This is a genomic window from Pseudozobellia sp. WGM2 (assembly GCF_017810075.1).
Classification (GTDB): Bacteria; Bacteroidota; Bacteroidia; order Flavobacteriales; family Flavobacteriaceae; genus JADNYK01.
This window is the reverse complement of sequence record NZ_JADNYK010000002.1, coordinates 644,088-665,534: the sequence shown is the minus strand read 5'-3', so window position 1 is coordinate 665,534 and position 21,447 is coordinate 644,088. Positions and strand designations below refer to the sequence as shown.

19 protein-coding genes are annotated in these 21,447 nt (G+C 39.9%); 7 read left to right on the top strand and 12 right to left on the bottom strand.

All coding sequences use genetic code 11. The annotated features are described in order from the left end of the window. Positions 1-2: 2 nt before the first annotated feature. From IV512_RS06405 to mutY, 3 genes are all read right to left on the bottom strand, one after another. A complete protein-coding gene (locus tag IV512_RS06405; RefSeq protein WP_371743264.1) occupies positions 3-1,316 on the bottom strand; it encodes a gliding motility-associated protein GldE in 1,314 nt (437 codons plus the stop codon). A 130-nt stretch (positions 1,317-1,446) separates the two neighbouring features. Further along, on the bottom strand, positions 1,447-1,908 hold the full coding sequence (locus IV512_RS06400; RefSeq protein WP_209401712.1) for a single-stranded DNA-binding protein: 462 nt from the start codon (positions 1,906-1,908) through the stop codon (positions 1,447-1,449). Positions 1,909-1,928: 20 nt separating this feature from the next. Further along, the gene (gene mutY / locus IV512_RS06395; protein WP_209401710.1) at positions 1,929-2,975 is read right to left on the bottom strand and encodes an A/G-specific adenine glycosylase; all 1,047 of its coding nucleotides are present in this window, start codon (positions 2,973-2,975) and stop codon (positions 1,929-1,931) included. A 176-nt stretch (positions 2,976-3,151) separates the two neighbouring features. On the opposite strand from mutY, the gene IV512_RS06390 reads away from it, so the two are divergent. From IV512_RS06390 to IV512_RS06380, 3 genes are all read left to right on the top strand, one after another. Beyond that, complete coding sequence (locus IV512_RS06390) at positions 3,152-3,442, top strand: HU family DNA-binding protein (protein ID WP_013992739.1); 291 nt, start codon at positions 3,152-3,154, stop codon at positions 3,440-3,442. A 320-nt stretch (positions 3,443-3,762) separates the two neighbouring features. After that, entirely contained in the window at positions 3,763-5,310 is a 1,548-nt protein-coding gene (locus tag IV512_RS06385; protein WP_209401708.1) for an Rne/Rng family ribonuclease, read from the top strand. A gap of 103 nt (positions 5,311-5,413) precedes the next feature. After that, positions 5,414-5,881: a regulatory protein RecX gene (locus IV512_RS06380; RefSeq protein WP_209401707.1), complete on the top strand. Its 468-nt coding sequence runs from the start codon at positions 5,414-5,416 to the stop codon at positions 5,879-5,881. A 33-nt stretch (positions 5,882-5,914) separates the two neighbouring features. Here IV512_RS06380 and IV512_RS06375 read toward each other — a convergent pair whose 3' ends face one another. From IV512_RS06375 to IV512_RS06340, 8 genes are all read right to left on the bottom strand, one after another. Further along, entirely contained in the window at positions 5,915-6,415 is a 501-nt protein-coding gene (locus tag IV512_RS06375; RefSeq protein WP_209401706.1) for a DUF6646 family protein, read from the bottom strand. 13 nt (positions 6,416-6,428) lie between these two features. Beyond that, a complete protein-coding gene (locus IV512_RS06370) occupies positions 6,429-7,289 on the bottom strand; it encodes a cupin-like domain-containing protein (protein ID WP_209401705.1) in 861 nt (286 codons plus the stop codon). 79 nt (positions 7,290-7,368) lie between these two features. Beyond that, positions 7,369-8,463 (bottom strand): biotin synthase BioB, encoded by a 1,095-nt coding sequence (gene bioB / locus IV512_RS06365; RefSeq protein ID WP_209401704.1) that lies wholly within the window; start codon positions 8,461-8,463, stop codon positions 7,369-7,371. Positions 8,464-8,540: 77 nt separating this feature from the next. Beyond that, positions 8,541-9,734, bottom strand: a complete 1,194-nt coding sequence (locus IV512_RS06360; RefSeq protein ID WP_209401703.1) for a beta-ketoacyl synthase N-terminal-like domain-containing protein — start codon at positions 9,732-9,734, stop codon at positions 8,541-8,543. 15 nt (positions 9,735-9,749) lie between these two features. Continuing rightward, positions 9,750-11,051, bottom strand: coding sequence for an adenosylmethionine--8-amino-7-oxononanoate transaminase (bioA, locus tag IV512_RS06355; RefSeq protein WP_209401702.1), 1,302 nt, complete (start codon positions 11,049-11,051; stop codon positions 9,750-9,752). A gap of 151 nt (positions 11,052-11,202) precedes the next feature. After that, on the bottom strand, positions 11,203-11,820 hold the full coding sequence (gene bioD / locus IV512_RS06350) for a dethiobiotin synthase (protein ID WP_209401700.1): 618 nt from the start codon (positions 11,818-11,820) through the stop codon (positions 11,203-11,205). Between the two features lies 1 nt (position 11,821). Next, on the bottom strand, positions 11,822-12,205 hold the full coding sequence (locus IV512_RS06345; RefSeq protein ID WP_209401698.1) for a DUF2007 domain-containing protein: 384 nt from the start codon (positions 12,203-12,205) through the stop codon (positions 11,822-11,824). Between the two features lie 3 nt (positions 12,206-12,208). Further along, the gene (locus IV512_RS06340; protein ID WP_209401696.1) at positions 12,209-13,366 is read right to left on the bottom strand and encodes an 8-amino-7-oxononanoate synthase; all 1,158 of its coding nucleotides are present in this window, start codon (positions 13,364-13,366) and stop codon (positions 12,209-12,211) included. A 121-nt stretch (positions 13,367-13,487) separates the two neighbouring features. Between IV512_RS06340 and IV512_RS06335 the strand changes: the two genes are divergently transcribed. The 3 genes from IV512_RS06335 to IV512_RS06325 all read left to right on the top strand — a co-directional run bounded on the left by IV512_RS06335 (position 13,488) and on the right by IV512_RS06325 (position 17,306). Beyond that, entirely contained in the window at positions 13,488-15,299 is a 1,812-nt protein-coding gene (locus IV512_RS06335) for a M61 family metallopeptidase (protein WP_209401694.1), read from the top strand. Further along, positions 15,278-15,823 (top strand): GNAT family N-acetyltransferase, encoded by a 546-nt coding sequence (locus IV512_RS06330; RefSeq protein ID WP_209401692.1) that lies wholly within the window; start codon positions 15,278-15,280, stop codon positions 15,821-15,823. Before IV512_RS06335 ends, IV512_RS06330 begins: the two co-directional genes overlap by 22 nt. Positions 15,824-15,983: 160 nt before the next feature. After that, positions 15,984-17,306: an ATP-binding protein gene (locus IV512_RS06325; RefSeq protein ID WP_209401690.1), complete on the top strand. Its 1,323-nt coding sequence runs from the start codon at positions 15,984-15,986 to the stop codon at positions 17,304-17,306. Between the two features lie 24 nt (positions 17,307-17,330). Here the strand turns inward: IV512_RS06325 and IV512_RS06320 are convergent, their stop codons facing one another. Beyond that, positions 17,331-18,539, bottom strand: coding sequence for an ATP-binding protein (locus IV512_RS06320; protein ID WP_209401688.1), 1,209 nt, complete (start codon positions 18,537-18,539; stop codon positions 17,331-17,333). Between the two features lie 372 nt (positions 18,540-18,911). Between IV512_RS06320 and IV512_RS06315 the strand changes: the two genes are divergently transcribed. Beyond that, entirely contained in the window at positions 18,912-21,347 is a 2,436-nt protein-coding gene (locus IV512_RS06315) for a hypothetical protein (RefSeq protein ID WP_209401686.1), read from the top strand. Positions 21,348-21,447: the final 100 nt, after the last annotated feature.

Here is a 21,447-nt window from a genome sequence, read left to right as displayed (position 1 = left end):
AACTATTCCGGTTGGGGCAATGTAACCTTTATCTGCTTCAATCGCTTCTTATCCATACTTTCTACAACAAAGGTATAGTCGTTAAAAACATTCTTTTCTCCCCGTTTAGGAAAACTTCCGGCTATTTCTAAAACAAACCCAGCAATAGTTTCCGCCTCACCTTTTTGCTCTTCAAACACTTCATCATCTTCGATTTTGGTGACCCGATAGAAATCTCTAAGGGCGGTCTTTCCATCGAACACAAAATTATAGTCATCCAATTTCGAGAAAATCAAATCTTCATCATCGAACTCATCGGTAATATCACCAACGATCTCTTCGATTATATCTTCTAAGGTAACAATGCCTGAAGTACCCCCGTACTCATCGACAACAACCGCCAAATGGTTTTTCTTTTCTTGAAACTCGAGCAAAAGATCATCGAGTTTCTTGTTCTCAGGAACAAAATACGGTTCTCTGATCAAGCTCATCCAATTGAATGTTTTACGGTCGATATAAGGTAAAAGATCTTTGACGTACAACACCCCAAGCACATTGTCCATATTCTCAGAAAAGACCGGTATACGCGAGTAACCATTCTTTTTGATTTCCGTCATCACTTCAGGAAATTTCATGTCTTCACTTAGCGCAAAAATGTCAATTCTGGGGCGCATTACCTGCTTGGTGTCCGTATTTCCGAAAGAAACTATGCCTTCAAGAATCTTCTGTTCTTCTTTAGTTGTATCGCCTTCATCGGTAAGTTCCAATGCTTGCGAGAGGTGATCGATACTTAAATTAGACCTCTGTTTGCCCAATTTGTTATAAAGAAACAGAGTACCCGAACGCATGGGTAAACTGAGCGGTGAAAAAAGGACATCTAGCAACTTTAAAGGAAAAGCCATTAAATGTGCAAAAGCTATGCGATTTCTATTCGCATAAACTTTCGGTAGAATCTCGCCGAACATCAAAATAAGAAAAGTAGCTACGACCACTTCAAGTACAAATCGGGCCCATTCTAGTTCAACGTTAGCGAATAAGCTATCGCCCACACTACTGAAAAGCAAAACCACACCTATATTTATAGCATTGTTGGCGATAAGAATGGTCGCCAAGAGCTTTTTGGGCCGTTCGAGCAACTTAACGATAATATTACCTTGGGGCGATTTCTTCTCCGCTACATCCTTCACCTCTGTTGCAGACAGACCAAAAAAGGCTACCTCTGCCCCAGAAATTAGTGCAGAACAAATAAGCATCAAGACCAGTATGGCGACTTTGAAGGCAAATTCGCCTCCGTAGGCAATTAGAAAGGGTAGAACACTAAAAGGGTCAGGGTCCAATCGTTAAATTTTAATGTTAAAACGAGGTTTAATATTAATAATTATATAGTTCTACTAGATTATTTAGAATCAATAGGGGAATCAAAATTTTTAATAGTTTACCAAGCGAAAAACTATCTTCTGTCCATTTTTAAAACGGCAAGTCATCATCTTCGGCCTCATTCACCGACTGTGGCTGATTTGACTGGGCCGGCTGAGCCTTGGGCTGGTTCGAAGGCTGCGATGAACTAGCTTGGCTATTTGCCATACTTTCCTTTTTCGTCGTCAAGAACGTAAAATCTTGCACATGTACCTCTGTGGTATAGCGGGTATTGCCATCTTCACCTTGCCACTGCCTATTTTTCAAACGCCCTTCTACATATACCTTATCTCCTTTGCTCAAATACTTTTCGCAAATTTCGGCACCCTTGTTACGAACCACGACATTATGCCAATCGGTATTGGTGACTCGTTCTCCCGTTTGCTTATTGGTATAGGTTTCATTCGTCGCTATCGGAAATCTGCCGATACAACCTCCTCCTTCAAAATAGTGCATTTTAACCTCATCGCCCAAATGCCCGATCAACATAACCTTATTCAACGTACCACTCATAATCTCGTCTCATTTAATGGTCAAAAGTACGAATTTTTAAATGTTTTCAAGAACTCCGCAATTAAAACCGGAACCGGAAATTTCTCTGCTTCTTGAAATGAAAAACCCTTGTTGATGTCATTTTTCAGCTCGGCGATCCAAAAAGTGGTGTATAAATGACGGTGCGAGAGCTTATGCACTATCGGAACGGCATTATATTGATGAATTTTTACTCCATTTTCTACAGATAGAATTTCGCTTATTCTTGTATTAATAACTTCTTTGTCCGCTTCTTTTTCGGTTTCGAGCAACGGAAACTCCCAAAGATTTTGCCAAATACCCTTGCCTTTACGTTGCCTCAATACTGTTTTGTTCGTTGGTGAAATAGTAACTATATAATTAAAGAAAAGTGTTTTGACCTTTGTCTTGCTCAACTTGATGGGCAGCGAACTTACTTTATCGTTTTGCAGTGCGGCACAACCCGAATTTAATGGACATTCATTACAATTCGGATTTTTGGGCGAACATTGGATCGCTCCGAACTCCATGATTCCTTGATTGTAATCTCTAATATTCTTAACATCCATCACCTCATGTGCCAGTTGCTTGAAGTACTTGATACCTTCTGTACTATTAATAGGAAGTTCGACACCGAAAAACCGCGCCAATACGCGATAGACATTACCATCTACTACAGGCTCAGGCCTATCGAAGCAAATGGAAGCAATGGCACTTGCCGTATAATCACCGACTCCCTTTAATTTCAACAATTCTTTATAGGTATCTGGAAATTTACCACCTAACTCTTCGGTTACCATTTTGGCGGTAAAATGAAGGTTCCTGGCCCTTGAATAATAGCCAAGACCTTGCCAAAGCTTTAAAACCTTTTCTTCTGAAGCACCGGCCAAGTCTTCGACAGTAGGAAAGTTTTCGACGAATTTTTGGTAGTAGGGCATGCCCTGAGCAACACGTGTTTGCTGCAACATAATCTCAGAAAGCCATATTTTATAAGGGTCTCTGGTACTACGCCAAGGCAGGTCACGCTTATTTATACGGTACCAGCTAAGTATTTGTTTTGAAAATGCCATCGATTACAATAAGGTGCCAAAAATAAAGGTTTACCCATCATAGCAAAATGCACTAATATGTTAATTATGAAAAGTAATGGTGAACTACTTAAAATTAGTTCGTTAGCAGAAAAAGAATGAATTTAATTTATATATTTGCATCCCAAAAAAATTATACTGAAAATTTAACACGACAAATGACGAAAGCAGAAATTGTATCAAAAATCTCAGACAAACTGGGAATTGAAAAAGGAGATGTTCAGGCGACTGTAGAAAGTTTTATGGAAGAGGTGAAATCATCTCTTGAAGGCGGTGACAATGTTTACTTACGTGGCTTCGGAAGCTTTATTATCAAGACTAGAGCTGAAAAGACCGGAAGAAACATCAGCAAGAATACAACAATCAAAATACCAGCTCACAATATTCCGGCGTTTAAACCGGCCAAGGTTTTTGTAGAGGGTGTTAAAAGTAACGTTCAGGTTAAATAATATTAATCATATAAATTAGGAATTTATGCCGAGTGGTAAAAAAAGAAAAAGACATAAGGTGGCTACACACAAGCGCAAGAAGCGTAGAAGAGCCAACCGTCACAAGAAAAAATAGACCGTAAGGAACTACGAAAAAGGGCTGATTATTTCAGCCCTTTTTATGCTAGACCCTTATTTTTTCTTCATTACGTTCATTGACATAGAAATTCAAAAGAAATTTCGGCGGATTTTACTACAAATCCGTTTCAATCATTGTTTAATCGATTTTTCCTTTTCGACGGTATATCACCGTTAACAAGGATCAATACAAATACATTCAGGTGAATAGAGAATTAATCGTAAGATCTAGTTCCGATGCCGTTGATTTTGCCCTGCTTAAAGATGGTAAGCTCACTGAATTGCATAAAGAGGAAGACAACAATAATTTTTCCGTTGGCGATATATTTTTGGCCAAAGTACGGAAGCCCGTTACCGGCTTGAACGCCGCATTTGTAAACGTTGGGTATGAAAAGGATGCTTTTCTACATTACCACGACCTAGGGCCACAATTATCCTCTTTACTCAAGTTCATAAAACAAGTGAGTACAGGCAAACTAAAAGATTACTCTCTCAGCAATTTTAAGTTCGAGAAAGACATTGACAAAAATGGTGTGATAACAGATGTTATCAAAGCCAACCAATCTATATTGGTTCAAATCGTAAAAGAACCAATTTCTACCAAAGGACCAAGAATAAGCTCCGAACTTTCCATTGCGGGACGCTATTTGGTTATGGTACCCTTTTCAGACCGTGTTTCGGTATCTCAGAAGATAGGAAGCAACGAAGAAAAAGAAAGACTGAAAAGGTTAGTAAAAAGTATAAAACCTAAAGGATTCGGTGTCATAATAAGAACGGTTGCAGAAGGTAAAAAAGTAGCGGAACTTGACAAAGATCTAGAAAACCTGTTGGCCAAATGGTCAGCAATGTGTAAAAAATTGTACAAAGCGCCAACCCCGTCTAAAGTATTGGTCGAGCTCAATAGGGCATCTTCTATACTTCGGGACATCTTTAATGATACTTTTACGGGTATTCATGTAGATGATGACACGCTGTACGAACAAATTCAAGACTACGTGCAAGAGATTGCGCCTGGTAAAGAATCGATTGTTAAGCAGTATAAGTCTAACGTACCTATTTTTGAAAAGTATGGTATCGAGCGCCAAATAAAAACTTCATTTGGTCGCACAGCCAGCATGAGCAAAGGTGCGTATCTTATAATTGAGCATACCGAAGCACTTCACGTTATCGATGTGAATAGTGGTAATCGCTCGAACAAGGCGAAAAATCAAGAAGACACCGCATTAGAAGTAAATATTCTAGCGGCCTCTGAAATTGCACGACAATTACGTCTTCGCGATATGGGCGGTATAATCGTAGTCGATTTTATCGACATGGTAAAAGCTCCTAACCGCAGAAAGCTTTTTGATCATCTTAGAGATGAAATGAAAGACGATCGTGCTAAGCACAAGATACTTCCGCCGAGTAAGTTCGGACTTATACAAATTACAAGACAACGGGTAAGACCCGAGATGAATATCAAAACAACCGAGGAGAACCCTAATGGTAATGGTAAGGAGATTGAAGCTCCTATCGTTTTGATAGACAAGATCAATTCAGATCTTGAAAAATTATTGAAAGGGCCCAAAAAAGATAACGGTATTACGTTGAATATACACCCGTTTATTTCGGCCTATATCACCAAAGGTTTTCCATCCATACGTTCTAAGTGGTTTTTAGAGCATAAAAAGTGGATTAAAATACAGCCTAGAGATGCCTATACGTATCTCGAATACCGTTTTAAAGACAAAGACGGCAAAACCATTTATTAAAAATTTCAAAGCGACCTTCGTTCAAACGAGGTCGCTTTTTTTATGACCGAAATTTAAGCTTGCAACCCTTACATTTGTAGCACTTATGCATGTACTACTTTAAATGAACAAAGCCTACACCTTACAAGAAGCGATGAGCAAGTTAGAGTATTATTGCGCTTATCAAGACCGATGCCATAAAGAAGTGGTAGACAAACTTCGGCAAATGAGAATGATACCACAGGCTATAGATCAAATCGTTGTTCATCTCATCGAAGAGAATTACCTAAACGAAGAGCGATTTGCCCAGAATTTTGCCCGTGGTAAGTTCAATGTCAAAAAATGGGGCAAACGTCGAATTGTAAACGAGCTGAAAAGTCGAAACATTTCTAGCTACAATATAACTACCGCCCTAAAGGAAATTGATGAGACCGACTATTTGCAAGCCTTCGATAAACTTGCCGAAAAAAGATCAGCACAATTAACCGATGGAAATGCCCAAAAAAGAAGGAAAAAGTTAGCGGACTACCTTCTCTATCGAGGATGGGAGTCTCATTTAGTCTACGACAAAGTTAAAGAGCTCATACCCTAACACAAGAGAGGCCTGCCAAAAGAAACTTCGATTTTAAAGGAAATTGAAAACTACCCCAATATTGGCCGTAAACTGATTATGAAATTTATCGGAAGGGGTCAAATCTTCCGTTTGGTATTTGGCTATCGGAAAACCTAATTCGGTATATACCCCTAGCCCATCAGAAAAGAAATATCGAGCCCCGGTATGAAAACCGAAATTCTTCAGCCCTAAATCTAAACCTGGGTAAAGGTCGAATTTACTACTGGCACCAATTATAGAACCTAAATGTGCACTAAAACGCACCTTAGCATCAAAACGCTCTCGAGTATCGTCATCTACTCCACTAGCTATACCCAATAAGTAACTTGATGTCGCACCTACCGAGATATTCTCCCCTAAACCATAATCATACGAGGCTACGATTCCTGAACCATTTTCCTGTAGGTTGGCCCCCACTTGAAACTTTTGATCGCCTCTACCCGAATAGGCCTGAGCAGAAATTAAGTTGATGGTTAAAACTGTAAATACAAGAGTGAATAAAATGTGTTTCATGTAAAATTGAAATTTATGCGGATAGCATTCGTTGTGTGCGCTTAATTGCACGGTTATTTTTACGTTCGATCCATTTCTGGCCTTGAATTTTACGCATCACGATGTCAAAACTACGCATTACAAATACGTTGTAAAGCCCTTTCGCAAAGTTCAAGGGATTTTTAGGCCACGACCTCAAGCTCATCGAAAAGCCGGGAGTGTGATATTTCATATAATGCCAAAAGCCCTCGGGCATATACAGCACTTCACCATGATTAAGTTCAGTGCGATAACCTCTGGCCGCTTTCAACGCCGGCCATTTTTCGAAATCAGGATTTGAAAAGTCTATACTTTCGTGCGTTATCAAAGAATGTGGCACCTTATAAAGGTATTTTGTTTCCGATGGAGGAAATAGAATGCACTCTTTCTTTCCGTCAAAATGAAAATGAAAGATATTGGCCATATCAATATCGTAATGCATAAAAGTATACGAATCTCTTCCCCCGAAGAAAAGCATCGGAAGGTTCTTTTTCAGTTTGAGTCCGAAATCGGGATAATCAAAGTCTTTCTGAAGTTCTGGTACTTCCTTTAAGATATTCCAAAGAAAAATACGGTATTTGGTAGGTTCAGATTTCAACAACTCAACGTACTCCGCCATTTTCATCTCAGCGTGTGGTTCATTAAAACCATCTTTATGGTTTACTGGTCGATCATCATACAAGGGCACTGTTTTATCACCGGCTACCTGCTGCATATAGCTCAGATTCCATTTTTGAAAAGCCGGCCAATTCTCCATAGCCCTTTCAATAACCACAGGTTTCTGCGGTTTAAAATATTGCTCTATGAACTCTTCCTTCGTAATGGTACTTACCCGAGGAATTGCTTCTAATTTCAATAGTTTGTACGTTGATTTTTGCGCATCAAATTTAATTAACCTTAAGGAAAGATTTTCTTAAAATTTAGCTAATGTAAGATTATTCAACCAACTTCGATTTGGCCTTTGCCTCTTCATTTCTGGGAATGGTATGCCCAGGTCTGCTCCATTTTGGCTTCTCGCCCATGGGCTTAAATTCAGATTCGACCGCTTCGACCGTTTTGGGTTGAGATACTTTGGTAAATGGTTTTTGTGGATTCAAACCTAAAAGCTTAAACATTTCCATATCTTCATTTACGTCAGGGTTGGGTGTGGTCAATAACTTATCACCCGCAAAAATAGAGTTAGCTCCGGCAAAAAAGCACATGGCTTGACCTTCTCGACTCATTTGGGTACGACCCGCCGATAAGCGAACCTGGGTCTCTGGCATTACGATTCTGGTGGTGGCGACCATTCGTACCATTTCCCAAATGGAAATAGGCTCCATATCTTCCATAGGAGTTCCTTCAACCGCTACAAGTGCATTGATGGGTACTGACTCCGGTTGCGGACTCAAAGTGGCCAATGCCACCAACATACCTGCGCGGTCTTCAATAGCTTCGCCCATACCGATAATACCACCGCTACAAACAGTAACATTACTCTTGCGCACATTATCAATGGTATCTAAACGATCTTCAAAAGCTCGTGTAGAAATCACATCTTTATAATAATCTTCCGACGTATCAAGATTATGGTTATATGCATATAGGCCAGCTTCTGCCAAACGTTTTGCTTGGTTCTCTGTCAACATTCCTAAAGTACAGCAGACCTCCATATCAAGTTTATTGATCGTACGCACCATTTCGAGTACCTGATCAAACTCAGGACCATCTTTTACATTACGCCAAGCAGCGCCCATACATACACGTGAACTACCTGAGGCCTTAGCGCGTAATGCCTGGGCCTTCACATGAGAAACCTGCATTAGATCGTTACCTTCAATATCAGTGTGATAGCGAGCAGCTTGCGGGCAATACCCACAATCTTCTGGGCACCCTCCTGTTTTTATTGATAAAAGCGTAGAAACTTGAACTGTATTGGGGTCATGATATTGCCGATGAATTGTTGCTGCATCGTAAAGCAGTTCCATCAAGGGCTTGTTATAAATTTCAAGAATTTCATCTTTAGTCCAATCGTGCCTTTGTTCGCTCATAGTTTTTATAAATCTGGGTCAAAAATAACCTTTCTAAAATTGAATTTGCAAAAATCATCTTCAAAATGGGGAATGTACTATTCCGTAGAACAACGCTCGAGCAAAACACTCACGGCATTTCCCCCGAACCCCACGGCATTTACCATAACCTTTTTAATATCTGATTTGACCTCCTTAATTCTCTCAAAGGGGCTGTCAATAAATTTTTGATGCCGAAGCATTAAAACCGCAAGTTCAAGACTCAACATACCCGAAGTAGCAAACGTGTGCCCCACCTTCCATTTGTTGGTGGTCAGCATCAGCTTGTCATCTCCGAATACTTTCTTGATTGCTCTATATTCAGATAAATCACCTTTTATAGTACCTGGGGCATGCATGACTACCACATCTACCTCATTCGGTTTCGTCGTACCCAATGCCATTTGCATCGATCGTTGAAAACAAATAGCATCTGTAGTAATTGAGATATTGTGTTTTAAAGGTTCGGTGGCATAACCCACCCCAGTTATATGTGCCAATGCATTATTTCGAACCCCCGTTTCTAAACAGGCAACCGAAGCCCCTTCGCCCAAAATCATAGTGTTTTCGCTCTTTTCTAAATCGAGTGCCAAACAAGGGTAGTTGTCCACAGACAATTGCTCTTGATTCTTCAAACCTCTTCTAGAGTACACCTTCAAGGCTTTCATTTGAGAAATGGTAAAAGGCGTTAACGGTGCCTCACTACCGCCGACCAAAAACTTATCGGCCATTCCACTTTTTAACCAAGCTACACCATTGAGTACGGCATGCAAACCGGTCGAGCAAGTTATTGAATGTGAAATTTCTGGTCCCTGCGTCTGAAGGTCATGGGCGAGCCATGAAGAGATATTTCCCAAAGTTGTCGTTGGTGAAGACAAAGTTGAACTTCGTTGGTTCTTGAGAAAATCTTCGTGGTATTTTTCGAATAACTCGGTAGCACCTCTAGATGACCCTATGTTGATGCCGAAATTGTCTTCTGCTCGCCAAGCTGCTTGTCGCACGGCATTTCTAGCCGCAAAAAGTGCGAATAGCACGGTTTTATCTAAATTTTTATACTTTGGGTCCGATTCTCTAAGATTCTCAATTTTTTTATAATCTTCTTCGGATATGGAGGCTACCCATTCAAAACTACCTGAAAATTCTTTCTGAGAAAATTGGTGTTCACGGTTTTGATAAGCTTCCCAAATTTTATCCGTCGAAATTCCTAGAGGGGAAATAGAGGAAAGGCCGGTTATAGAAATAGGTTCTGTCACAGGTTTGATTGAAACTTAAATATTATCTAGAGCACTGGTAATCGTATCATAAATCTTTTTCAGCTGTTCGTCGGTGATTACATATGGGGCCGAAATATATATGGTATTTCCCAGTGGTCGTAAAAACACTCCGTTATCCATGAAATGACGAAATAACCGGTCTCGTAAATTACCGTACCGCTCCATTTTCACATCTAAATCGAGAGCATAAATAATACCACATTGTCGTGTATTCGCAACTTTAGGATGATTTTTAATAGTGGAATCGAACTGTTGATGCGAAGCCATAATTCGACGTATGTTCGCCTGCATAGCATCCGATTGCAACAATGCGACACCAGCTAATGCCGAAGCACAAGCCAGCGGATTGGCAGTATAGGTATGCCCGTGAAAAAGGCCTTTTGAAATTTCGTCACTATAAAAGGCATCGTAGACTTCTTGTGTACAACTGGTCACCGCCATGGGCATAAGCCCCGCCGTTAAGGCCTTTGATAAACAAATAATATCAGGTTTCGTAGACAGATGATCGGATGCAAAGTGTTTTCCAGTTTTACCAAAACCCGTCATTACCTCATCGGCAATCGTAAGCACCCCATACTCTTTCAAGAGTTTCAGAATTGAGTCAAGTTCGCCAGCACCATGCATTTTCATAGCGGCCGCCCCTTGTACCAGAGGTTCGTAGATGAACCCTGCTATATCATTCTTTTGCAAACGAGCTTCAAGTTGGGCTAGAATCTGCTGAATATTGTTCGTGGTCGGCACAGGTATTCTTTCTACCTCTATAAAGAAATCTTCAAACGGGCCGTTATAGACCGAAAGGCTTGAAACCGACATCGCACCAAAGGTATCACCATGAAAACCTTCTTCAAAAGCCAACATAATGGGGCGTTTTTCACCTCGGTTAAAATGGTACTGTAGGGCCATTTTAATACCGATTTCGGTAGCTGTAGAACCATTGTCGGAGAAAAATAGTTTCTCTTGGTTATTCGGTAATATCTTAATGAGCTCTTCGGATAGTCTCACGGCAGGTTCATGCGTAAAACCACTAAATACAACTTGATCTAACTGCTGCATCTGCGCTTGTACACGCTCAAGTATATAATCATTGCAATGGCCGTAGACACTAGTGTACCATGAGGCTATCCCATCAATATATACCTTACCGCTTTCGTCGTACAAAAGTGCCCCTTTAGCCTTGACGATGCCCAACATGCTCGGGTTCAGTTTGTGTTGGGTCAACGGGTGCCAGATATGTTTCTTATCTCGTTCTGAAAGACTGCCGGACACCTTCACATTTGGTTCAGATACATTATTCATTATGCAAAGATGAGGAATAAAAAATTTCTTTATTAAGAATTAGCTCCTCTTTGTTTTACAACGGCACACCATCACAAAACTTTAAAACCTTAACGTTTTACAGCTTGCAGTTGCCTGAATGATAATCTTCTTTAACTATAAATAACAGAACTTAAAGCGTTTGAAGTACCGGCCTAAAAAGCTCAGCATACTTTTTAATTGTTGCTTTATCAAAACTTTTCTCTTCATCGATTCTACCGATTAAAGATGCACCCGTTTTGTGAATAATAATATTTTCAGTTTGCGGATTCGCTTCACCGCTGAACAGTACAGAAACATCGTAGCCCTTCTGCATGAGCCAGTTTATAGTCAAAAGCGAATGATTGATACTGCCCAAATAATTTCGGGAGACCACCACAACCTTATAGGTGGGCATAATAATATCGAGCACCGTATCGCTATCGTTAAAAGGCACTAAAATGCCACCACAGCCCTCGATTACCAAATGATTATCGGTCTGAGGCTCAATAATTTGCTCACGATCAATAAAGACCCCATCAATTTCTGCGGCTGCATGCGGACTCATCGGTTCGTTTAATTCGTAACTGCTTTTATGAATTACCGTTTTTTCATTCGATATCAGCGATTTTACCTTATGGCTATCGGTATTTTCTAAATCGCCTGCTTGAACGGGTTTCCAATAATCTGCTTCCATAGCCTCAGCAATTATTGCAGAAGCTATTGTTTTTCCTACTTCCGTAGAAATTCCTGTTACGAAAAATTGTATCATATTACTCTTGATTTGTGATCATGCCACAATTTAGGCATTTGTATTTTCTTTTCTCAAAAAACGGAAAAAGTTTATTTAACACTCCCTGTCGTTTATAGTAAACTTCTGATTTTTTGGCCTTACAGTTAGGGCAAACGATTACTTTTCCGTCATCGCCGACCGCATAAGCCCTAATTTCATCGTAAATAGCCATAGCCTTATCTTTATCTTCAGTATACACTTGCAACTTTACGCCTCCAATAGCATTACTAATTATAGGGTCAGAATTAAGGGTGTTTTCGTCGCGAAGAAATACGGCAATACCTTCAGACTCTAATCTGCCCTTTAAGATTTGAACATCGGCCGGAAATTCAAAAGAAGCGACCGTAAAAAATTTTTCTGCCATTGGTTACGATACTAAAACTGATAATAATCGAAGCATTTTTAATATTTCTTCGTCTGTATTATAACTATGTAGGCAAATGCGCAAACGTTCTTGCCCCTCAGGAACTGTTGGAGATAAAATCGCTCGTACATCACACGCCCCTTCTTGAAGTTTCAGTGAGAAAGTTTTTGCCTTATCAATATTTGCCACTAGAAAGCAATGTATCGCTGAATTACTATTGATAAATCTAGAAGACAGATTCAACCTTTCAGCCTCTATTTTAAAAAACTCTATATTCTTTCGTAACTGCGAAATCGCCTTTGACTTTTTGTCAAGTTCATCATAGGCCATAAATATGGTAGCCAACGAATGCGGTGACAGCCCTGTAGTATAAATAAAACTTCGTGCAAAGTTTATCAGATATGACTTTAAGCTTTCACTTGTTAATACGACTGCCCCGTGACACCCCACACCCTTACCGAAAGTAACTATGCGAGCAAATATTCTTTTTTGCAAGTTCAACTGTTGTACCAAACCTTCACCTTTATCACCGAAAACTCCAACAGCATGAGCTTCATCCACGACCAAATAACAGTTGTTCACCTCACAAAAATCGACCAATAATTTTAAGTCAGGTGAATCACCGTCCATAGAAAAAATGGACTCTGTCACTACATAGACCACCGCATTTTCTAAAATTTTAGCCCGTTCTCTATTCAGTTTATTTTTTAGGTCGTCTAAACTATTATGCCTAAACTTAATAGCTTTGCCTTGCCCTAGAGATAAACCATCACGTATACTGGCATGAATGTATTCATCGTACAAAATAATATCGCCCCGCTGGGGAACAGAAGCAAAAAAACCTAAATTGGCATCGTAGCCCGAATTGAAAATCAAGGCAGACTCCGATTGATGAAATTCACAAAATTTTTTCTCTAGAGTCACATAAAGTGGATGATTGCCCGTAATCAATCGAGAACCCGTAGAACCATTTCCGAAACTTTGTGTTTTGTTCAGAAAATCATCCGCAGCTCTAAAAAGAGCCCTACTTCTAGCCAAACCCAAATAATCGTTCGAAGAAAAATCTATTAAATCATGGTTGACATCGGGCAAATGCCTAAAGGCATTTTTCTCTCGTCTTTGGTCAAGTTTTCGTGCTAATTTTTGAGGCAAATCTACCATAAGTCAAATGTAACATCTTTATAAGAGAAAAATCTATACATTATTAAACACTCCGCTTCAAAAACCTAGTATAGGCCCTGCCATTATTAAATACTATATTAGCTTTGACAAATTTTTATCAATGAAACTAAGCATTTATCTTTTTTTATTTGCCCCATTTTTAGCTTCGGCACAGACCAATTTCTATGAGATTTCTTTTGAAAATGCCGTGCACCATGAAGCTGAGATTAAAGCCAGTTTTTCAGAATTAAAGTCCGACACCATTGCGTTTAGAATGAGCCGTACTTCGCCCGGCCGCTATGCCTTACATGAATTTGCCAAAAACGTATATAATTTTAAGGCTACCGACGGAAAGGGGAATGTATTGGAAGTTCATCGGCCAGACCCCTACCAATGGCAGGTGTTCGGTCACGACGGAAAAATAAGTATCAGCTACACTTTATTCGCCAATCGCGGTGACGGCACCTACTCTCAGGTAGATGAAACGCATGCGCATTTGAATATTCCCGCAACGTTTATGTTCGTACCCGAACTAAAAGACCGAAAAATAGAAGTTGACTTTAAAGCAAGAGAAGACCTCGATTGGAAGATAGCCACTCAATTACCGCTCGTTTCGGGCACCACCTATATGGCCCCGAACCTTTACTATTTTATGGATAGCCCTACGGAAATCAGCAATCACTCCGTTAGAGAATTTGAAGTCAAAGAAAACGGTACAGCACAAAAAATTAGATTTGTATTGCATCACAATGGTACCGAAGAAGAACTGGACACTTATTTTGAAAACGTCAAGAAAATTGTTTTGGCCGAAAAGCAAGTATATGGCGAGTTGCCCAACTTCGATTACGGCACTTATACGTTCTTGGCCTGCTACATACCCAACGCTTCAGGTGACGGTATGGAACACCGAAATTCTACCATTCTGACCAGTACACGCGCACTTGGGGATGGCGGAATAAAAGGCAATATCGGAACCGTATCACATGAATTCTTTCATGCTTGGAATGTTGAGCGTATTCGTCCGAAATCTTTGGAGCCCTTTAATTTTGAAGAAGCGAATATGAGCAGTGCCCTTTGGTTTGCAGAGGGTTTTACCAGTTACTATACAGGTTTAAGTTTATGTAGGGCAGGTGTAATAACTGATGATGATTATATCGAAGGTCTTTCGGGAACATTCAATTATGTGTGGAATTCACCGGCAAGACAATTTTTTAATCCTATTGAAATGAGCTACCAAGCTCCGTTCGTAGATGCGGCCACCTCCGTCGATCCCGTAAACCGAGAAAATACATTTATCTCTTACTATTCGTACGGAAGTATTTTGGGGCTGGCCCTTGATTTATCGCTTCGTGAGCAAAAACTCAACTTAGATGGTTATATGAATATGGTATGGTCGACCTATGGTAAAGAAGAAAAAAGCTATACCATAAACGATCTGCATGAAACACTGATTGAATATGCAGGAAAAAGCTTGGCCGACAAATTTTTTAATGATTACATCTACAAAAGCAAAATGCCCGACTATAAAAAGTTGTTGCAGAGCGTCGGTGTTAGTTTATCACAGAATCAGGATAAGCCGTACTTTGGGGCAAAGGTCAGCTTGAACGGAGACGGCCATGGTGAAATTGATTCGAACCCTAAAATGAATACCCCGGCATATGCTTCAGGCTTGAACAAGGGAGATGTAATCACTACCATCAATGGTGAAAAATTTCCGAACGGTCAACCCTTCATAACTTTTATCGAAAAACATCAGGTGGGCGATACTTTAACTTTGGGTTTTGAACGCTACGGAGTCTCTAAAAAAACTACTCTGACCTTAGAAGCGGATCCGGAGTACAGTATAATTTCCATGGAAAAAACAGGTGAAGATCCAAATAAAAGACAACTTAACAACAGAAAATCGTGGTTATGGACACCCAATCAGAAATAGTTTATAAAAAATGTTCTTCAGATGAAGAATTGAAGCAAATACTTAAGTTACAAGAGGAAAACCTACGAAGCTCTGTTTCTGGTGAAGAGAAGGAACGAGAGGGTTTTGTAACCGTTCACCACACCTTTGCTATTTTGAAGGAAATGAACGAAACCTGCCCACATATTATAGCCGTAAGCAATAAGAACGTCATCGGCTATGCACTTTGTATGCATCCGAAATTTGGTAAGAAAATAGCCGTTCTTAAACCCCTATTCGATATATTGGAAACGTTAAAGCCAAAAATTGAAAATTATATGGCCATGGGGCAAATCTGTATTTCAAAAGAGTATAGAAAAAAAGGAGTTTTTAGACAACTTTATCGAACTATGCGCGCTGAAATTACACCAGAATTCACCTCAATTATTACCGAAGTTGCTATCGAAAACAAAAGATCTTTAGCAGCACATTACGCAATTGGTTTTGAAGATCTGCTAACGTATCAATCGGGTGATATTACCTGGAAAACCATTCAACTGAGATAGGCCGTTCGTTTACTTCTGAAATCGAAGGTTTCCGTAAGCTTTGAGCATCTTCTATGGTTAAACAACCATAATATCTTAACTTGTGAACCTTCTATGAACTCCACAGGAAAATTAATTAAAAATTCAAAAGTAAGCCTTTCAAAAAGCTTGACTATTATTTATGAAAATTGCTGATGACCATCATAGAGAAGCTGAGCGTCTCGAACACTTAGAATCTTACTCTGTACTGGATACCTTGCCGGAAAAAGATTATGACAACTTGACCAAACTTGCTGCCGAAATCTGTCAAACCCCTATATCTCTGATTACCCTGTTAGACGATGAGCGTCAATGGTTTAAATCGAATCACGGTCTCAATGTTCGTGAGACCCCAAAAGAACAATCTTTTTGCAGTCATGCAATTACCACCCATGAAGACATTTTCACGGTCAAAGATTCTCGTGAAGACTCCCGTTTTTTTGACAATCCTTTGGTCACGGGCAACCCTAGGGTAGTATTCTATGCCGGTGTTCCCTTAAAAAATGCATCGGGCCTGCCCTTGGGCACCTTGTGCGTTATAGACCATGAACCCCATTCGCTCAGCAAAAGTCAAGAAGAAGCCCTTGCCATATTAGCGGAACAAGTGATGAATTTACTTGAATTAAGAAAAAGTAAAATTGAGCTAGAAAACAAAAACCATGATTTACAAGAGCTCTCTAACGAACTTGAAATCAAGGTGCAGCAAAGAACAAAAGAGTTGGAGGTACAGAACAATGAGCTTGAAAAAATGAATGCAGAACTGCAATCGTTCGCTTATATTTCGAGCCATGACATGCAAGAACCGCTCAGAAAAATACAAACATTCGCCTCGCAATTGCTAGCCACCGAACATGCCAATCTTTCTGAAAAAGGTATTCATAGGTTTAACAGAATGCAGTTGGCTGCCAATCGTATGCAAAATCTGATTCAAGATCTTCTTGCGTATTCAAAAGCCGAAAAATCAGGTAAAATATTTGAGCTCACCCGCTTTGAGGTCTTAATTGAAGATATAAAAGACAGCTTAATGGAAGAGTTTCAGGCCAAAAAAGCATCTTTAAAAATATCTGGCGAAAGTCATGCTGAAATAATACCTTCACAATTCAAGCAACTATTTGCCAATCTCATCGTAAACTCTCTAAAATTTGCCAAAAAAGACATTGCCTCGGTTATAAAAATTGATATGACTACGGTGACCGCTAAAGAAGATAACTCAGTTCCTCTTCTTGATCATATGAAGTATGCGAGAATTACATTGACCGATAACGGTATCGGGTTTGAGCAAACATCGGCAGAGCAAATCTTTAAAATTTTTCACAGACTGCATAACCGTAAAGAATATGAAGGTACCGGCATCGGGCTGGCCATCGTAAAAAAAATTGTGCTGAACCATAAAGGCTATATTATTGCGAACAGCAAACCGGGCGAAGGGGTAACCTTTAAAATCTATGTGCCTACAAAACATTAATATCGGGATCGAGTTTTGAAGTCTCTATTTTTCAATAGTGAAAATGAACTTTGAGCCTTTGCCCATTTTTGAAATCAGGGTTATTTCACCACCCAAATTGTTGACCGTACGTTTCACCGTAGCCAAACCAATACCTGTGCTTACCTCGCCAAACCGGTCATTTTCTTCTAATTTCTGAAACAACTCAAAAATTTTCTCTTGATCTTTAATAGCTATACCGGGCCCGTTATCGGCTACTGATATTCTATAGTGAGTATCGCTTTGCCCTACAACCAAATTAATATCAATGGTATCTTTATCATTATGCTTTATAGCATTGGCGATTAAATTGATGAGAATTTGTTCTAAGGCCGTTCTATTTACCTTAATACTAGTCAATTCGGAGTTTATCGTAATTTGAGAATTCTCTACGGAAACAAAAAGTTCGGCCAAGTTCTGATGTAGATCATCGAGCACAACATCTTCATGATGCTCATGTAATACAGATGTTGAAGTGCTGAAGACTAAAAGCCCATCAATAAATTTTCTTAACGTTTCCGATGAGTTTCGAATATGTAAAATAATATCTTCTCCCCGGGGGGTCATATGTCCTTTAAATTCCTCTTTCAAAAATCCACTAAGCGACCATATATTGTTCAAGGGCGACTTTAGATCATGTGCCGCCACCCTAGCGAAGCGTTCTAACTCAGCATTGTTTTTCTTAAGTATTTCAACTGTCGATTCTAATTGCTTCTTACTCTTTCTGAGCTCTAAAAGGTTCATAACCTGTTTGCTCAAAATTTTAAGGGTCTCGATCTGGCTATCGGTTAAAGATTTGCTCTTGTGATCGATAACACACAAGGTGCCCAATGGTAGGCCACTAGGCGTAACCAAGGGAACCCCAGCATAAAAAATCACATTCGGATCACCTACCACTAGAGGGTTGTCGGCAAATCGAACATCTTTACGAGCATCCTCTATAATAAAGGCATCACCATCATTAGAATCATTGATTGCATGTGCACAAAATGCATAATCTTTTGATGTCTCTTTGACCTTTAAACCATGATTCGATTTAAACCATTGCCTATGATCATCGATTAAGCTAACAAGTGAAATCGAGGTACCGCATATCTCAGCAGCTATTTTGGTAAGGTTTTCATAGTCATCTTCAGGAAGCGTATCAAGAATTTTGTAAGACTTTAGAGCCTTAACCCTTTCTTCTTCTTCAGCGTGATCTTCAGGGTATTTCATAGTTTAGCTAGTTTTCATAAGTCAGTCGTAAAACACCCTTAAGCTAACCGTTTCTTGCCGAATAAATGACACAATCACGTCTTTTAATAACCTTTTTACTAGCAAGAATTTAGCATTCTGAAAATTATAATAGTACAAATCACATGAAAAATTCTAGTTATAATAAGGTGATATTATAAAATTTTCTCCCCTGTTTTTAATCAGGGTCAACCCCAGTAATTTACAGGCAATCGAATATAATGGACGTTTTCAGTAAGATTATTCTGTAGAAAGTCAAGTGTTCTTCGTCGAAAAATTTTACGCGATAGATTGCATTAACTTATATTTAACGTTTATAACGACCAACATTTGAGCCGGTTTATAGTTCCCTTTATGATGTATTGTGCATTCGGTTTTTCCCAAAACATCAATTTTGACCAGTTGGGCAAGGAGAAATGGCTACGCTATAATGGAGGCATCGCCGCCAATTCAGTGTACTATGATGGCAACGCCAATCGACAGGCACTTACCTATTACCTAACTGGTAGTGTTAATTTTAATATTGCCGGGCTGTACAGCATACCCTTATCGTTTACTTATTCCAATCAAGAATTCGATTTCCCGAATCCTTTTAATTTTAATAGGCTAAGCCTACACCCTTCGTACAAATGGGCCACTGCACATATTGGGGATGTAAGTATGACATTTTCGCCATACACCTTGGCAGGGCATCAATTTACCGGTAGCGGTTTTGATTTGAATCCTGAAGGAAAATTTCAGATCAGTGCCATGTACGGCCGATTTTTAAAGGCGACGGAGTATGATGAGGAACACCCCGAAGCACTAACGGCCTTTAAGCGAATGGGCTACGGACTAAAAACGGCCTATGATTTTGATTTTATGAAACTGGGTATCATTCTTTTCAAAGCAAACGATGAAGAGAATTCTTTGCTGAACCCGTACCCAATTGAGTTGGGACTTTCCCCTAAGGACAACGCCGTGGTTTCTTTTGAATCGGAGTTCAGATTATTCGATAAGGCTCGAATTCATATCGAATACGCCATTTCCGGGGTGACGGAAGATAGCCGGCTTACCGAAAACAGACCTTCTTCCGGTATGCTTTCCTTTTTGTTGGATGAGAATATCAGCACCCAATATTACAATGCGCTGAACGCTTCTTTTGACTACCCCGCCGGAAACGGAAGTTTAGGTTTAGGCTACGAACGCATCGACCCCGATTACAAAACCCTAGGTGCCTATTATTTTAATAACGATTTGGAGAACATTACGGTAAACGCCAGCCAGTCCATTTTCGATAACAAGTTGAACCTTAACGTGAATGCCGGTTTGCAGCGAGACAACCTTAACAATGCCAAGTCTTCGGACCAACAACGGGTGGTGAGTGCCATCAACGCCAATTATACGGCCTCTGAACGCTTGGGCATCAACGCTAGCTACTCTAATTTTCAATCGTACACCAATATCAGGGACCAGTTCGATTATATCAATCAAGTGGGGGCGTATGACAATGTAGACACCCTTAATTACCGACAAATCTCTCAGAACGCCAATTTGGGGATGAATTACATCTTGAGAAAAACGGAAACCAAACAGCACAGTACCAACCTCAACCTAGTATATCAAAACAGTACCAATCAACAAGAGGGCGAAACCATTGAGGGCGGTGAAAATTCATTTTATAACGGAGTGGCTTCCTATACTTTGGGGTTTCCACAACAAGCACTGAATGTTTCTCTGGCCGGTAACGTTTCGTATAATACAGTGGCGGAAGACAACAACATGACCTTGGGGCCCACTCTTGCTATCGGTAAACAGTTTTTTGACAAAAAACTACGCAGTAATTTTTCGAGTTCGTACAACAGTTCCTTTGCCAACGGCGAACAGCAGAACAACGTGCTCAACTTTAGATTGGGTAGCAATTACACCCTGTATAAAAAACACAACCTGAACCTCAATTTTTTAATGTTGTTCAGAAATTCGGAGCTCAATACCGGTCGCGACCTTACCATCACCTTTGGGTACAGCTATGCCTTTGATAATTTTAAGTTGGACATTGACCCGGGCAGCAGAACACCCAACGACCGCGACCCCAGAACTAAAGAAAATACTCTTAGTTTCCGTTACAGAAATGTCACCTACAGCGGTACCATCCCCAGTTTGAACGAGCAACTGACCAATGTGTACAATAGTTCTGCTTTTAGGGATATTCCTCAATTCAAAAAGGACGAACTCAAAATTCTATTGGCGACCGTTAAAGAGCAAAAAAGAGAAGATAGGTACAAGGAAAGCGCACTTACTTTCTTGGCGGAACTTTACGCCTTTGGCGATTTTGAAAAAGTGTACGAAGAAGCATTGTATAACGTTATTTCAAGCATTCAAGACGATATGAAAAAGATTGATATGGCCTTGGAAAACCTGTTCGTGACCAAGAAACTGGAAGTAGATGCGCACCCGCTACACAACAAAAAAGAGGAGGACTATTCCCAAAGGGATAAAGCTTTGGCCCCTCGTTATCATGCCTTGGTAACCGAACAGCAAGCCCGACTTGAAAAATTGGTGGGCCATCGATGGATGGAAACCCAATTCGCGGAATTTACCAGCATGGAAGACATTGAAAAAGGCACCGGACTTTTAAAGGAATTCAAAAAAGAACATGCTTTGAAGTCTTTTGAAATGTATGAGAAAACGGAAAATGTAAACCAATTGGAAACTTATCTGGAAACCGAAATCATTGATTTCTATTATAAAAAATCGTTGAACTTGGTGAATCCGGAGTTTTTTGAGCTGAAATATATTAATAGGAATTAAACAGTAGGCAGTAGGCAGTAGGCAGTAGGCAGTAGGCAGTAGGCAGTAGGCAGTAGGCAGTAGGCAGTAGGCAGTAGGCAGTAGGCAGTAAAATAAAAAA

Excerpts from the sequence above, each read along its gene's own strand:
- IV512_RS06400 (WP_209401712.1), bottom strand. The coding sequence starts at position 1,908 with ATGAGTGGTACGTTGAATAAGGTTATGTTGATCGGGCATTTGGGCGAT.
- mutY (WP_209401710.1), bottom strand. The coding sequence starts at position 2,975 with ATGGCATTTTCAAAACAAATACTTAGCTGGTACCGTATAAATAAGCGT.
- IV512_RS06390 (WP_013992739.1), top strand. The coding sequence starts at position 3,152 with ATGACGAAAGCAGAAATTGTATCAAAAATCTCAGACAAACTGGGAATT.
- IV512_RS06380 (WP_209401707.1), top strand. The coding sequence starts at position 5,414 with ATGAACAAAGCCTACACCTTACAAGAAGCGATGAGCAAGTTAGAGTAT.
- IV512_RS06375 (WP_209401706.1), bottom strand. The coding sequence starts at position 6,415 with ATGAAACACATTTTATTCACTCTTGTATTTACAGTTTTAACCATCAAC.
- bioB (WP_209401704.1), bottom strand. The coding sequence starts at position 8,463 with ATGAGCGAACAAAGGCACGATTGGACTAAAGATGAAATTCTTGAAATT.
- bioA (WP_209401702.1), bottom strand. The coding sequence starts at position 11,051 with ATGAATAATGTATCTGAACCAAATGTGAAGGTGTCCGGCAGTCTTTCA.
- bioD (WP_209401700.1), bottom strand. The coding sequence starts at position 11,820 with ATGATACAATTTTTCGTAACAGGAATTTCTACGGAAGTAGGAAAAACA.
- IV512_RS06345 (WP_209401698.1), bottom strand. The coding sequence starts at position 12,205 with ATGGCAGAAAAATTTTTTACGGTCGCTTCTTTTGAATTTCCGGCCGAT.
- IV512_RS06340 (WP_209401696.1), bottom strand. The coding sequence starts at position 13,366 with ATGGTAGATTTGCCTCAAAAATTAGCACGAAAACTTGACCAAAGACGA.
- IV512_RS06335 (WP_209401694.1), top strand. The coding sequence starts at position 13,488 with ATGAAACTAAGCATTTATCTTTTTTTATTTGCCCCATTTTTAGCTTCG.
- IV512_RS06330 (WP_209401692.1), top strand. The coding sequence starts at position 15,278 with ATGGACACCCAATCAGAAATAGTTTATAAAAAATGTTCTTCAGATGAA.
- IV512_RS06325 (WP_209401690.1), top strand. The coding sequence starts at position 15,984 with ATGAAAATTGCTGATGACCATCATAGAGAAGCTGAGCGTCTCGAACAC.
- IV512_RS06320 (WP_209401688.1), bottom strand. The coding sequence starts at position 18,539 with ATGAAATACCCTGAAGATCACGCTGAAGAAGAAGAAAGGGTTAAGGCT.
- IV512_RS06315 (WP_209401686.1), top strand. The coding sequence starts at position 18,912 with ATGATGTATTGTGCATTCGGTTTTTCCCAAAACATCAATTTTGACCAG.